We start from the raw sequence: 13,747 nt of genomic DNA, 5'->3' as shown, positions 1-13,747 counted from the left end.
GCGAGTCCAGGTGCGATGGCGGCGGCCCGATATCCGGAAAGAGACGAGACCGGAAAGAGATGAGATGAGCATCTTCCGTTTCGGGCGCGTGCGTGGGCGGCTTCTGCTGGCCGCCGCCCTGCTCGGCAGCCCCCTCGTCGTGGCCGGTACGTTCGTGGCCCCGCCCGGCGCCCTCGCCGACGAGACGCCGTCGCCGGAGCACGCCGATGCGGCTGCTCCCGATCTCTCGGTCGCGATCGACGATGGTCACACCGATGTCAGGGCGGGCGACCATCTCACCTATACGGTCAGGATCCGCAACATCGGCACGGTCGACGCGACCGATCTCCTGGTCACCCAGACACTCCCCGCGGGCGCCCGGTTCGGCTCGGCTGATCGTGACGGCGCGTTCAGGGACGGCACGGTCACCTGGCGGACCGACCTGCGTTCCGGTCGCAACACCGTGTTCGGCGTTCGGGCCGAGGTGACGAAGCCACCGCCCGGCCTGCTCCGGCTCGCGGCGGTCGTGTGCGTGGCCGCGCACGCCGACAGCAGGCCGATCGTCTGCGCCGCCGACTCGGACCGGTTGCCCGCCGGCGGCGCTGCCGCGGGCTCCGCGGGCGGGGGCGGTCGTGGCTGGGCCGGCCTGCCCGGCTGGCTCCTGGCGCTGTGCGGGGCCCTGGCCGCGGCGCTCGCACTCGGTGCGGGTCTGTTCCTGCGCTACCGACGCTCGCCTCGGCACCGACGGTCGCCTGGTCGAGAGGGGCGGACCCACCAGGGGGATCACCTTGTGGCGATACCCGGCCCGCGGTCGGACCGGAACCCCCAGGGCGATGCGGGCGAGGAGGCCGGCCCCAGCAGCCCCGACGAGACCGTCCGGCTCTAGGGGCTCCAGGGCTCCAGGGCTCCAGGGCTCCAGGGCGCTGCGGGGGCCCGCCGCGAGTATCAGCCCATTCCGAGTACCCGTTCGCCGCGGATCTACCGTGGGCCCTCGGCGTGAGCGGCTGACCGCGGACGGGGGCAGGTGGCGGGAGAGCAGGAGGTTCGGGGACATCGGCGAGGGGCCGTGACGGCGGCGGCCGAGGCGCCGCGGTTTCTCGTCGCCGGCGCGTTCGTGCTCGACTGCCTCGTCAGCACCCCGCGGCTGCCGGGGTGGGGCGAGGATGTGCGGGCCGACGCGATGCGGACCGCGCCGGGTGGGAAGGCGCTCAACCAGGCGGTGACCCTGGCACGGCTCGGCCTGCCGGTGACCGCGGTGGGGGCGGTCGGAACGGACGGCGTGGGGGCGGCCGTGCGGGCGGCGCTTGCCGGCGAGGGGGTGGACGTGTCGGCGATGACGGTGGTCCCGCACGTGCCGACGCCCGTCTGCGTCGTCCATGTGCGGGGTGACGGCGAGAAGGCGGTTGTCTGGCGGGTCCCCGAGGCGCTGGCCGTCACCGGAGACCAGGTCCACGCCGCCGCGGCGGCGACGGGCGGCCCGGTCGACGCGGCCCTGGTGACGTTCGAGTTCGCCGAACGGGCCGCGGACCTCGTCACCGCCGCCGCCAAGGCCGCCACGCGGGTTGTCGTCAACCCGGCGCCGGCGCCGGGCGACCCGGCGGTCGTCGCGGCCGTTGCGTGGGAGCAGGTCGACATCCTCGTCCCCAACGAGGCCGAGGCCCGCGCGCTGCTGGCCGGGCGGGCCGCCGCCCGCGGGCCCGCCGGGCGGCTCGCCGAAGCGGTCGCCGAGACGCTCGGCGTCCCGACCGTCTGCGTCACCCTGGGCGAACGGGGATGTGTGCTGCGGACCGGCGGCGCGACGACCGTCCACCCCGCCGTCGCGGCGACGGTGATCGACGCGACCGGGGCCAGCGACGCCTTCACGGCCGTGCTCGCCGCCCGCCTGGTCGCGGGCGACGACCCGGCCACCGCCGTCCACCACGCACGGGCCGCCGCGGCGCTCACGGTGGGCCGGGTCGGTGCCTACGAGGCGCTTCCCACCGCCGGCGAGCTCCGCGAGCTGGTCTTCGGCCCACGGCGGCGGTCGGGATAGGGCCGGCCCGGCCCGGTCACCGTCGGATTCGGGGTGGGCGGCAGGGGAACGGGGTACCGGGCGCGGCGGGTCCGGGCGGAGCGTGCGCGGTGGGCGCAGGGAGCGCGGTGGGCGCAGGGGGTGCGGCGGGTCTCGCCGCCCGCCGCCCGCCGGCCGGCGGTGGCGCGCAGGCCGTGGCGAACTGGGCGATGCCGCGGCGGTAGGCGTCCTCCTTGCGGCGAGCGATCGCCGCCGGGTCGATCTCGGTGACCCCGAGCCGGCCCCGGGCGCCGCAGGCGGCGGCCCGCGCGGGGTCGAGCAGGAACGGGGCGAGGGCGGCGGCCAGCGCCTCGGCGTCGTCGGGCGGGACGGCGGTCCCGGACCCCCAGCGCTCGACGAACGGTGCCACGCCTGTCCGGGTCGTGGTCACCACCGGCCGCCCGGCCGCCATCGCCTCGACGGCGGCGATCGAGAAGCTCTCGAAGCGGCTGGGCACCGCGACGGCCCGGGCCCGGCGGTAGAGGGCGCGGAGCTCGCCGGCTGACAGATGGCCGGGGAACTCCACCTGTAGGCCGAGCTCCCGGGCCCGCCGGGCGAGCCAGCTGCCGGCGGGGGCGCCGCCGATCGTGCCGGCGGGGCGCCCGGCGAGCACCAGCCGGTGGGCGACGCCCGCGCGGTTGAGCCGCGCCGACGCGTCGAGCAGAACGTCCACCCCCTTGTACGCCTCCAGGCGGCCGACCGCCGCGACCATCGGCGCCGTGCCGGCGACGTCCGGGACGTCGAGCCAGGGATGGGCGTCGAACGGGTTCGGGATGACCTCCACGGCGCGCCGGCCCAGCCAGCCATGTTCGCGCAGGGTGTCGACGAGGAGCTGCGACGGTGAGGTCACCACGGCGGCGCGATCGGCGGAGATCCGGTCGAGACGGTCGGCGAGCCGGCCCTTGCACCCGAGCGGCTGGCCGGCGAGCTGGACGGTGAGCATGGTCGGGCAGTGCAGGTGGATCGCGAGCGGAAGGGTGCGGTACAGCGCCTGGAGCAGGCCGCGGGTCTCCCCGTCCTGCGTCTCGATCACGTCGGGGCGCAGGCCAAGGCGGCGCAGCCAGAAGCTGTAGGACAACGGCAGGCTGACCCGCAGCGTGATCGAGTCCCGCGGGTACAGCGGCCCGCGCAGCCGCGCCCCGACCGGGCCGAGCCCGCGGGTGACCGGAACCCGCAGCAGCGGCCGGCGATGCACGTGCACCCCGTCCTGCAGGGAGTCGACGACCCGGTGACCCTGGGCGCAGAGCACGTGCACCTCGTGCCCGAGCCGCGCGAGCGCGACGGCCAGCGTCGCCGTGTAGCTGCCCGCGCCGTCCCAGACGACCGGCGGGTACTGCTCGCAGAAGAACAGGATGCACAGGGCGTTGCGCGATCGGACCGACTCCGCCATGCTTCTCCGTTTCCATCGGTCCGGTCACCGGAGCATGCGGGAATGACGGTAATACGTTACCGCGGACCTCTCGGGGCTCCCGGTGATTGTCGACGCGCGTCCGGCGTTTCGCCCGGGATGGTCCGGCTGGACGTGGTGGAATTGCGTCACGCGGGACTGGCGTCGACATTGTCCGGGCAGGTCCGAAACCGTTCGCCGATCGGCCGGGAGTCGGTCCTTCGTCCGAGCTTGTGGGAAAAGGTGGCTCGCCGCCGTTTCCGCGGGAGGGCCGAGACCCGGCCGGCCGGGCGACCCCGGTGTGAACAGGACGGACTCTGGTCGGGCCACTCGCCCTGGCCGAAGCGGGGTGGCGGACGATCGAAAAGGAGGCGATGACCCGGCCGGTTTTTGTCGCGGTGTTTTCTGATAAACAGAAAAATTGTCGGACGGCCGGGTGGGAATGTGGGAGACACGGTCGCATCGGGGTGCCCGTTGTGACTACCGCGGCGGAGGGTTGGGCGGGGCGGGACTGCCCGCGCGCGTAACGACCGTGTTCGGCCGATCTACACGGCCTCGTCGTGGCGATGGCTGCGGTTCTCGCGGGCGAGGATCTGCGTCCGGGCCCGCCGCGTGGGAATCGCAGATGGCCGGGGTGTGGCGCCGGGCGGCCGACCCGAGCGGACCCGGCGTGTGGACGTGCCGGGAAGGTCGAGGGCTGCGGCGGGGCAGCAGCTGCGGGGCGGCGACGGCGGTGGGGTGACGGCGGTGGGGTGACGGCGGTGGGGTGGGGTGACGGCGGCGGTACGGCGGTGACGGCGTCGGCACGGCGTCGGCCGACGGGGACGGGTTCAGGAGCGTCCGGGCCGCGGCCGCGCCGGCACCATCCGGCTACATCTGTCGTTGTGTGCATGACGAAACGGAACGAAACAACAATACGTCCGTCCAGCCCGACTCCGATATCACGGCCAGGTCACCGCACTCCGGCATGGGATGCGCCGCATGTGCCGGGAGTGACCGGATCGGTGCGGGGAACAGACCATCCGCGAGAACTTCACCGAACGTGTCGCCGGTCGCGGGCGCGGGGCGTCGGGTGGATCGTCAGCGCTTCGGGCCGGAGGTAGCTTCGGGCCGGAGGTAGCGTTGCCCTTTTCGCTCCGCCGACGGCCATCCCCACGCCGGACCGGCGGATCCGCGTGGCTCGGTGAGCCGGGCCCCGGCCGGACCGGGGCCGTCGAGACTGTGAGGGAGGGCGTCGATGTGCCACCTGTTCGCGATGAGTAGTGGCCCGAAGCGGATCAAGGCCACGTTCTGGCTGCTGGACGCGCCCGACAGCCCACGCGCCGCCACCCTGCGAACGCCGGACGGCGCTGGCCTCGGCGCCTTCGACGCGGACGGCGTCCCGCAGGTGGTGAGGCAGGCGATCCGCAGCCGTGCGGACACGGCGTTCGCCCGGGAGGCGCAGGACGTCACCTCGTCGACCTTCGTCGCGCACGTGCGCCATGCCTCCACCGGCCGGGCCAGCGACGCCAACACGCACCCGTTCGTCCGCGACGGGCGGATCTTCGCCCACAACGGGGTGATCGAGGGCCTGGGCAAGCTGGACGCGGAGCTCGGCACGGCCGGCCTGCCGGTGCTCGGCGACACCGACTCCGAGCGCTTCTTCGCGCTGGTCACCCGGGAGATCGACGCCCACGACGGCGACGTCGGCGAGGGCATCGCCGCGGCGGCGCGCTGGGCGGCGCAGAACCTTCCCCTTTACTCGATCAACATGATTCTCATCACCGCCGGGGAGCTGTGGGCCCTGCGCTACCCGGACACCAACGGCCTGTACGTGCTCCAGCGTGGCGCCGGCGGACGCAACGGCCGCCACCTCGACCACGCCAGCCCGTTCAGCGAGATCCGGGTCCGTTCCCTCGACCTGCTCGACGAGCCGGCGGTGGTGGTCGAGAGCGAGCGGATGGACGAGGACCCGCGCTGGCGGCTGATGGACAGCGGCGAGCTGCTCCACGTCGCGGCCGATCTCACGGTGACCTCGCGGATCGTGCTCGACGGGCCGCCCGTCCACCAGCTTTCCCTGGAGGACCTGCGACCCGAGGCCGCCGTGTCGCAGACCACCTCGGTCCCCGATCTGCCGATGTCCGCCTGACCCGGCGGGCGTCCCCGCGGGGTCCGTACGGCGTCCCCGGGAGGTCCGTACGGCGTCCCCGCAAAGGTTCGACGAAACCTGCCGACATAGGGGGCGTGCGCACGGGGTAGCAATGCTTCACGGGCAATCATGCGGACAGTCGCAGTTCCCTGCGCGGAAGGGGCTCGTGGTGGTACTTGAAGTCGGCAGGATCGGGCTGTGGGCAGCCCAGCGGCAGTGGCCGACGGACGTCCGGTCGCGGGCCGAGGTCGCCGCCGAGGTGGCGGCGATGGGTATCCCGACGGTGTGGATCGGTGCCGCCAGCGGGGATCTGGAGCTTCCCGCCGCCATCCTGGATGGCACCGAAGGGCTGGTGGTCGGCACGAGCATCCTGAACATCTGGACGGAGAAGGCGGACATCGTCGCCGATCACTACGCGATGCTCGCCAAGGCGCATCCCGACCGGCTGCTGCTCGGCTTCGGCGTCGGGCATCGGGGTCCGGTGGAGAAGCTGACCGGTCGGCGCTGGGAGCGGCCGGTCGAGGTCCTACTCGACTACCTCGACACGCTGGACGAGCTCGGGGTGCCCCGCTCCGACCAGGCGCTGGCGGCGCTCGGACCGCGGATGCTGGACATCGCGGCCCGCCGCAGCGCGGGCGCGCTGCCGTACCTCGCCACGCCCGAGCACACTCGGCGGGCGCGGGAGATCATGGGGCCGGACGCGCTGCTCGCCCCCGAGCAGAAGGTCGTGCTCGACACCGACCCCGACAGCGCCCGCGCGGTGGCCCGCAAGGGCATCGGCTTCTACCTCGGGCTGCCGAACTACGCCAACAACCTGCGCCGGCTCGGCTTCACCGAGGCGGACCTGGCCGGATCCGGTTCCGATCGGCTCGTCGACGCCCTGGTCGCCTGGGGTGATCTGGACACCGTCCTCGCCCGGATCGCCGAACACCACCAGGCGGGCGCGGACCACGTCGCCGTGCAGGTCCTGACCCCGACGCCCAGCCAGCTCCCGCTCGACCAGTGGGGCCGGCTCGCCGGCGCGATCAACACCCTCGCGTCACCCTGACCGGGGGAGTCCCATGCGGTAGTCTCTCGACAACCGATCCATTCGCCTGCCCTGTGTCTGCGGCCGAGTCACGGAGAGTGACGCATGCCCGCAGACGCTCCAGGCGCCCCGTCTCCGGACGCCGACGAACGCGTGTCCGACCAGCGGGTCTCCGACCAGCATGTCGCAGATCAGCGCGTCGCAGACCAGCACGTCGCGGACCAGCGGGTCTCCGATCGCGGCGACGTCGCCGCGGTCCCTGCCGCCCGTGAGGGCGAGCCGGCGCCATCGCTGCCCGCGGCCGCGGACGCCGCCTCGGTGGTCGTCGGGGTGGACGGCGGGTCCGAGCTGGTCGCCAGCCTGATGTCCGGGATCCCCGCCGACGAGCAGAACCGCCTGCTCGGGATGATCAATTCGTCGATTGCGGCCGAGCGTTCGGCCGCAATCGACGGGACCGTCCGCCGTCAGGTCGATGTCGGGGTGCGCCGCCGCCGCTCGTCGCACCGCCCGGACGAGTTCGATGCGCCGGACGCGGCGGACGATCGCGGCGGCGCGCCGGGTGCGGCACACCGACGCGCCGGCGAGCCGGGCGCAGAGGATTCTCGCGGCGAGGCGGCCGATGGCTGAGCGGCGCCGCGTCCCGGGGGGTGCGGGGGCGGCGGGGCCCAGGTGAGCACCGCCGGCCCGGCCCGGCCCGTCGCCGTGGTGCGGCACCATCCGGGCGGGGTCACGGTCGCGTTCCAGGGCGACCTCGACGCCGCCGTCGAGCCGATGGCCCGGGCGCTGCTGTGGGCCTGCCTGGACGAGTGCGCGAGCACGCTCGTCGTCGACCTGACCGGCGTGTTCGTCGACGTCCGTGGGTTCACGGTGCTGCACCTGCTCTGGCGGGCGGGCCGGGAGCGGGGCGTGCGGGTCGCACTCGCCGGATGCGCGCCGATCGTGGAGCGGATGGCAACCATCCTCACACCCCAGGGCGTGCCGCGATTCCGTACGGTAGATGCTGCATGGCAGGCGGTGACCGACCCCGGGTCGGCCACCACCGCGTCTGCGGCATCTGCGGGTTAACCCCCAGATGATCCGGCAGGATGGGACGGCCGGGTTGCCGCGGTCGGGGTCGCGCTGGACGTACGGGGGAACCACGATGGAGATCGACAAGCTGCTGCTGGACGCCAGCCTGGCCCGGCTGCACCACCTGGTACCGAGTCAGGTCGAGCTCGCCAGGCTGGTCAGCGAGGTCGTGCACGCGGTCACCGAGATCTTCGACCTGACCGGCGCGGGCGTCCTGGTGGTCGATGCGGACCGGGCCCTGCGCAGCATCGCCGCCTCCGACAGCAGCGGCGCGCTGCTCGAACGCGCCCAGGAGGAGTTCGGCGAGGGCCCCTGCGTCGAGTCCTTCATCATCGACGAGATCGTGCTGTCCGAGGATCTGGCCACGGACACCCGGTGGCCGCGGGTCACCCCCGTCCTGCTCGACGGCGGGATCCGCGCCGTCCTCGGCGTGCCGGTACGCCTCGGTGGCGGGCCGATCGGCACCCTCAACGTCGCCTCCGACGCCCCGCGCGTCTGGACCGACAGCGAGCGCGACGCCATGGTCCATTTCGGCGCGGTTCTCGAAAATCTGCTGCTCGCCGGGCTCATCGCCGACCGCAACGACAAACTCGCCCGCCAGCTTCAGTACGCCCTGGAGTACCGGGTTCCGATCGAGCGCGCCGTCGGATATCTCATGGCGACGATGAGGACGGACCCGATCTCGGCATTCGAGACCCTGCGGCGGACCGCGCGCAACGAGCGCCGACGGGTCTCCGAGTTGGCCGGGGAGATCCTCGCCCGGCGGCGGGTGCTCTGACCACCCGACCGGCTCGGTCCGCGTCTTCGGTTCTCGGTCCCCGGTCCCGGCCGGCGCGCCCCGTTCGGCTACGGGTGCTGGCCCGATGGTCGTCGCGGCCGCCCTGTTCACTGTCGCCAGGACGACACGGTTGGCCGGCGGCGACGCCTGGCCTGACCGTGGCGGCGCCACGACGATGATGCCCACCGGGCGGATGCCCCGAAACGACCTCTGACGAAAGGGGGCGAATGATCGAGGCACAAGGGCTCACCAAGCGGTATGGACGCACGGTCGCCGTCAACGACCTGTCCTTCTCGGTGCAGCCCGGCAAGGTGACCGGATTCCTGGGGCCCAACGGGGCCGGGAAGTCCACGACGATGCGCATGATTCTGGGGCTCGACAACCCGAGCGCGGGCACGGTCCGCATCGACGGCCGGCGCTACAGCGAGCTGAAGCAGCCGCTGCGCCAGGTGGGTGCGCTGCTCGAGGCGAAATGGGTGCACCCCAACCGGTCCGCGCGTTCGCACCTGCGGTGGATGGCCGCGTCCAACCGGATCCCGGCGAAACGGGTGGACGAGGTGCTGGAGATCGTCGGGCTGACCGGCGTGGCCGGCAAGCGCGCCGGCGGCTTCTCGCTCGGCATGGCCCAGCGGCTCGGTATCGCGACGGCGCTGCTCGGTGATCCGGGCGTGCTGCTGTTCGACGAGCCCGTCAACGGCCTGGACCCGGAGGGAATCCTTTGGATCCGTCGGTTCATGCACCGGCTCGCGGACGAGGGTCGGACGGTCTTCGTCTCCAGCCACCTGCTCTCCGAGATGGCGCTGACCGCCCAGGAACTCATCGTCATCGGGCGCGGGCGGCTCATCGCGCAGACCAGCACCCGCGCCTTCATCGACATGGCGTCCGAGTCGACGGTCCGGGTCCGCGGCCCCGAGATGGAGCGGCTGCACGGTGAGCTCACCGGTCAGGGGCTCGCGGTCCGCGACGTGCCCGCCGGGGACGACGGGCCGGCGGCGCTGCTCGTGTCGAACAGCAGCACCGAGCAGGTCGGCGAGCTGGTCGGGCGGGTCGGTCTGGTGCTGCACGAGCTGGCCGCCCAGCGTGGCTCGCTGGAGCAGGCGTTCATCCAGCTCACCGGGGGCGACGTCGAGTACCACGCCGGCGCGCTCGGGGGGCCGGCGAACGGCTCACCGCCCGCCGGGGCACCCGCCGCCCCGGCACAGCCCGCCGGGCCGCTGCCGCGGGAGAACGAGGCCGTGGACGCGACGCGGGGAGGCGACGCCCGATGACTCTGCTCACCGTCGAACGCATCAAGCTGTTCTCCACCCGCTCGCCGTGGTGGTGCATGATCCTGGCGACCGCCCTCACGGTGGGGCTGACCTCCATCTTCGCGGCCACCACCAAGGCCGACGACCTGTCCACCCTCACCCCGAGCGTCACCCAGTTCGCCTTCACCTTCGGGCTCGTGGTGATGATGGTGATGGCCACGCTCGCGGTCACCACCGAATACCGGTTCAGCACGATCCGGTCGACCTTCCTCGCCGTCCCCACCCGCACTCCGGCACTGGTCGCCAAGGCCGTGGTCGTCGCTGTGCTGGCGGGGATCGTCGGGGAGATCACCGCCGTCGGCTCCTGGGGCGTCGCCAGGCTGATCCAGCCGGACGCACCGCTGGGGATCGACACGGCGCAGGAGTACCGCAACGTGTTCGGCGTCGGGCTGATCTACCTGCTCTCCGCCGTGCTGGCCCTCGCCGTCGGTCTGATCGTCCGGCAGTCCGCCGGCGCCGTCGTCATCGAACTCATCTACCTGCTCCTGCTGGAGAACCTGCTGCCGGCGATCCCTCGGATCGGCGATCACATTCAGCACTGGCTGCCGTACACCGTCGGCAACAACTTCATCGTCGCCGGCCAGCCCGAGACCGACGACGGCCCGCCTGCGATCGAGGGGATGCCGTTCGGGCCCTGGGGCTCGCTGGTGTACTACGCCGCGGTGTGCGTGGGCCTGTTCGTGATCGGGCTGATCCTGGCCAGGCGCCGGGACGCCTGACCGCCTGGCGCCCGCCCGACTCCTGACGCCGAGCGGTTCGACGAGTCGCCCGCCGAGGAGACACCGGCTCGCGCGGAGCGCCTGCTTCACCACCTGACGTCAGCGCTGGTTCACAATAGGTGACGTTGCTGAGGGGGCGACGTTGCTGACAGGCGACGGTTGCTGACGGGTGGTGGAGGGGGTCGGGATTGCGCCTGCGTCCGGGCGAGGCGGGCCGCCGGGCCACCGGTTCGGGCCGTCGCGGCTGGGGCGCAGCCTCGTCGTTCTCGCCGGCGTCGACCCGTTTCTGCTGCGCAGCGCGCTGCGGGCCGCCGTCGTCGCGCCCGCGGTGCTGGCCGCCGGCTACTACGTGTTCGACCGCATCCTGCTGAGCCTGTTCGCCTGGTTCGCGGTCTTCGCCCTGCTCGTCTTCGTCGACTTCGGCGGTCCGGCCCGGGTGCGCATCGCCGCCTATCTCGGGCTGGCCGTGGCCGGGCTGCCGTTGATCACCCTGGGCACGCTGTGTTCCCGGTCGTCGTGGGCGGCGTGCGGGGGGATGGCGGTGGTTGCCTTCGCCGCCCTGTTCGCCGGGGTGATCAACGTGTACCTGGCGGTCGCGGCCCCGGCCCTGCTGCTGTCCTTCGTGCTGCCGGTGACGAGTCCGGCGGGTCTGTCCGCCGTGCCGCAGCGGCTCGCCGGCTGGGGTCTGGGCGCCGTCGCCGCCCTGCTCTCGCTGGTGGTGCTGTGGCCGGCCCGGCCGCCTGACGAGGTTCGCCGGGCCCTGGCCGCCGCCTGCCGGGCCCTGGCCGACTGCGTCGCCGCGAGCCCTGCCGGGGACACGACCGGGGGGCCGGAGGTGATGAACGCCGTGGTGCGCTCGGCGGCGGCGGAGGTTCGCCGGCGCTTCGCCGCCACGTCGTACCGTCCGACGGGGGCGGGTGGCTCCGCGGCCGCCCTCGGCCACGCCATCGCCGACCTGGACTGGACCGTCCCCTTCGCCCTTGCCGTGCCCGCCGGGGACCGGGTGCGTCGACACTGCTTTCCCGGCCCGGCCGCCGAACTCCTGGCGGCCGTCGTCGACACCCTGCACGGCGTCGCCGACCGGCTCGACCCTTTCGCCCACTGCGACCGGTTTGCCCGCCACGACCGGTTCGCCCCTCGTGACTGGTTCGCACCTCGCGACCGGCCGTCCCGCCCGCCGCGGGCGAGCCGCACCGGCGGGGACGGACTCCGCGGCGGCGGCCTGGGCGTGGAGCGACTCGATCGGGCCGCCCAGGGAATCGGACAGGCGCTGCTCGACGCCGTCGGCCGGACCACCGGGCAGCCGACCGATCCGACCGATCCGACCGATCCGAGCGATCCGACCGATCCGAGCGGGCCGAGCGGGCCGAGCGGGCCGAGCGGGCCGAGCGGGCTGGACGTCGCGGCGGCCGAGGCGTTCCGGCTGCGCCAGCTGGCTCTCGGGACCCGGCAGCTCGCGGTGCACACCCTGGTGGCGACGGGGGAGCGCCGGCTGTGGCGGCCGATGCCGGGCGCGGGTCGATGGCAGCGGATCCGGGCCCGCCTGCGCCTGACCCGCGAGTTCGCGGCCGGGTACGCCGACGTCCGGGCGATCTGGTTCCGCAACAGCGTGCGCGGCGCCGCCGGCCTCACCCTCGCCGTGGCGGTGACCCGCGCGACGGGGTTGCAGCACGGGTTCTGGGTGGTGCTGGGCACCCTGTCGGTGCTGCGTTCGAACGCGCTGGCGACCGGGATCACCGTCGCGCGCGCGTTGGCCGGCACGGCGGTGGGGATCGCCGTCGGTGGGGTCGCCGTCGTCGTGGCGGGCCCGGCGAGGCCGGTCCTGTGGGCACTGCTGCCGGTCGCGGTCCTGATCGCGGGGTACGCCCGGAAGGCGAACGCGTTCGCCGTCGGCCAGGCCGGATTCACCGTCGCCGTCGTGCTGCTGTTCAACATCGTCGAGCCGGCCGGCTGGCGGGTCGGTCTCGTCCGCATCGAGGACGTGGTGCTCGGCTTTGCGATCAGCGTCGTCGTCGGCGCGCTGCTGTGGCCGACGGGAGCGGCTGCCAGGCTGGTACGGGAGCGGGCCGCCGCCGCCTACCGGACAGCCTCGGACTTCCTCGTCCAGGTCGCCGCGGAGCCGCCCTGTGCCGCTGCGGAGGCGGCCCGCGCGCGGGAGATCGCCAAGATGGCGTGCACAGCCGTCCGCGCCGGCCGACTGCTGGATGACGCGGTCCGCCAGTACCTGTCCGAACGGCCCGCCGGTCAGCTCGACGTCGACGCGCTCATGCTGGTCTCCGCCGGTGCCCTGCGGATCCGGCGCACCGCGCAGGCTCTGCGGCTGACCGGCGCCCACCCGCTGCGGGCCGAGATCGCCGGAGCCGACTCGCCGGCCGTGGGCCGGGCCAGTGCCTGGGTGGGGCTGCTCCGCTGCCGTCCGCGGCTCCTGGCAAGCCTGGACGAGCTGCGGCGATGGCACCTGCGCCTGGCCGACGCCCTGACCGGTCGAGCCGAGCCCCCGGCATTCCCGCCATCCCCTGCATCCCCGGCGTCTCCGGCATCTGCGCCGTCTGCGCCGTCCCTGCCAGTCACCCCGGCGTCTCCGGTCGACGCGGTGCGGACGTGTGCGCTCGTCCGGGTCCGGGCGGCGCTTGCCACGGGGGACCGGGCGGGGGTGGTGGCCGCGCTCGACATCGTCGAGCGCGCGGAGCATCTCGCCGTGCTCCAGGGCCTGCGGGGCCGGCTCGACGCAGCGGCCCGCACCCTGGTCACCGGCGGGGGCGGCGCCGCTCAGGCGCCGGGGCCCCACAGGTCGCGGCCGGCCCGGGCGCGCTCCCGCGACTTCATCCGGGCCTCGTGGACGTGGCGCATCCCGTCGGTGAGCCGCCGCCGGACCTCGTCGTCCACCTCGGCGAAGGGGCGGTAGTACAGCTCGTCGTACTCCTCGACGATCTGGAAGGTCCAGCGTCCGTCGAGCACGTTGCGCCCGTACAACTGGCCGCGGACGAACCCGGCTGTCCGGGCGTGCCCGGCGTCCTCCAGCCCGGTGATCGCCTCCGCCAGGGTGCGGTCCGCCCGCCCGGAAAGCTGATGGAACTCATACAGCGCACCGCGGGCACGCTCCACCCATTCCAGCGCCTCGCTGAGCCGGCCGACTGCCTCGGCGGTGGCGTCGTCGAGGTCCGGCCGGGTGCGGTCCAGCCGGGCACGGTCCGTTCGGGTGCTGTCCAGCCGGCCGGCGCGCCCGCCCTGCTGCCCATCCAGGTGGCCGCGGTGGCCGTCCGCGGCCCCGGGACCGCCGTCCCGGCCGGCGGCACGGCCCTCG

At 73.9% G+C, this 13,747-nt stretch carries 11 protein-coding genes; 10 read left to right on the top strand and 1 reads right to left on the bottom strand.

Going from position 1 to position 13,747, the window contains the following annotated elements; translation table 11 throughout:
* The first annotated feature begins 64 nt into the window (after positions 1 to 64).
* Positions 65 to 865 carry a DUF11 domain-containing protein gene (locus FRAAL_RS28925; protein ID WP_041939935.1) on the top strand — a complete coding sequence of 267 codons (801 nt, stop codon included), beginning with the start codon at positions 65 to 67 and terminating at the stop codon, positions 863 to 865.
* 180 nt (positions 866 to 1,045) lie between these two features.
* Entirely contained in the window at positions 1,046 to 2,011 is a 966-nt protein-coding gene (locus tag FRAAL_RS28920) for a PfkB family carbohydrate kinase (protein ID WP_041939934.1), read from the top strand.
* Positions 2,012 to 2,027: 16 nt separating this feature from the next.
* Here FRAAL_RS28920 and FRAAL_RS28915 read toward each other — a convergent pair whose 3' ends face one another.
* On the bottom strand, positions 2,028 to 3,419 hold the full coding sequence (locus FRAAL_RS28915) for a glycosyltransferase family 4 protein (protein WP_011607662.1): 1,392 nt from the start codon (positions 3,417 to 3,419) through the stop codon (positions 2,028 to 2,030).
* Between the two features lie 1,234 nt (positions 3,420 to 4,653).
* On the opposite strand from FRAAL_RS28915, the gene FRAAL_RS28910 reads away from it, so the two are divergent.
* The 8 genes from FRAAL_RS28910 to FRAAL_RS36230 all read left to right on the top strand — a co-directional run bounded on the left by FRAAL_RS28910 (position 4,654) and on the right by FRAAL_RS36230 (position 13,348).
* On the top strand, positions 4,654 to 5,544 hold the full coding sequence (locus tag FRAAL_RS28910; protein WP_011607661.1) for a class II glutamine amidotransferase: 891 nt from the start codon (positions 4,654 to 4,656) through the stop codon (positions 5,542 to 5,544).
* Between the two features lie 169 nt (positions 5,545 to 5,713).
* A complete protein-coding gene (locus tag FRAAL_RS28905; RefSeq protein ID WP_011607660.1) occupies positions 5,714 to 6,592 on the top strand; it encodes an LLM class F420-dependent oxidoreductase in 879 nt (292 codons plus the stop codon).
* 84 nt (positions 6,593 to 6,676) lie between these two features.
* Positions 6,677 to 7,198 (top strand): hypothetical protein, encoded by a 522-nt coding sequence (locus FRAAL_RS28900; RefSeq protein WP_157892251.1) that lies wholly within the window; start codon positions 6,677 to 6,679, stop codon positions 7,196 to 7,198.
* A gap of 42 nt (positions 7,199 to 7,240) precedes the next feature.
* Positions 7,241 to 7,636, top strand: coding sequence for an STAS domain-containing protein (locus tag FRAAL_RS30810; protein WP_050997292.1), 396 nt, complete (start codon positions 7,241 to 7,243; stop codon positions 7,634 to 7,636).
* A 76-nt stretch (positions 7,637 to 7,712) separates the two neighbouring features.
* Positions 7,713 to 8,417: a GAF and ANTAR domain-containing protein gene (locus FRAAL_RS28890; RefSeq protein ID WP_011607657.1), complete on the top strand. Its 705-nt coding sequence runs from the start codon at positions 7,713 to 7,715 to the stop codon at positions 8,415 to 8,417.
* Positions 8,418 to 8,644: 227 nt separating this feature from the next.
* Positions 8,645 to 9,685 carry an ABC transporter ATP-binding protein gene (locus FRAAL_RS28885; RefSeq protein ID WP_011607656.1) on the top strand — a complete coding sequence of 347 codons (1,041 nt, stop codon included), beginning with the start codon at positions 8,645 to 8,647 and terminating at the stop codon, positions 9,683 to 9,685.
* Complete coding sequence (locus tag FRAAL_RS28880) at positions 9,682 to 10,443, top strand: ABC transporter permease (RefSeq protein WP_011607655.1); 762 nt, start codon at positions 9,682 to 9,684, stop codon at positions 10,441 to 10,443. The genes FRAAL_RS28885 and FRAAL_RS28880 overlap by 4 nt, the downstream gene beginning before the upstream one ends.
* 169 nt (positions 10,444 to 10,612) lie before the next feature.
* The gene (locus FRAAL_RS36230) at positions 10,613 to 13,348 is read left to right on the top strand and encodes an FUSC family protein (RefSeq protein ID WP_011607654.1); all 2,736 of its coding nucleotides are present in this window, start codon (positions 10,613 to 10,615) and stop codon (positions 13,346 to 13,348) included.
* The last annotated feature ends 399 nt before the right edge of the window (positions 13,349 to 13,747 follow it).

The organism is Frankia alni ACN14a, assembly GCF_000058485.1.
In the GTDB taxonomy this organism is placed as follows: Bacteria; Actinomycetota; Actinomycetes; order Frankiales; family Frankiaceae; genus Frankia; species Frankia alni.
Note: the sequence above shows the minus strand (reverse complement) of the source record. Positions and strands in the feature narration are given on the sequence as shown.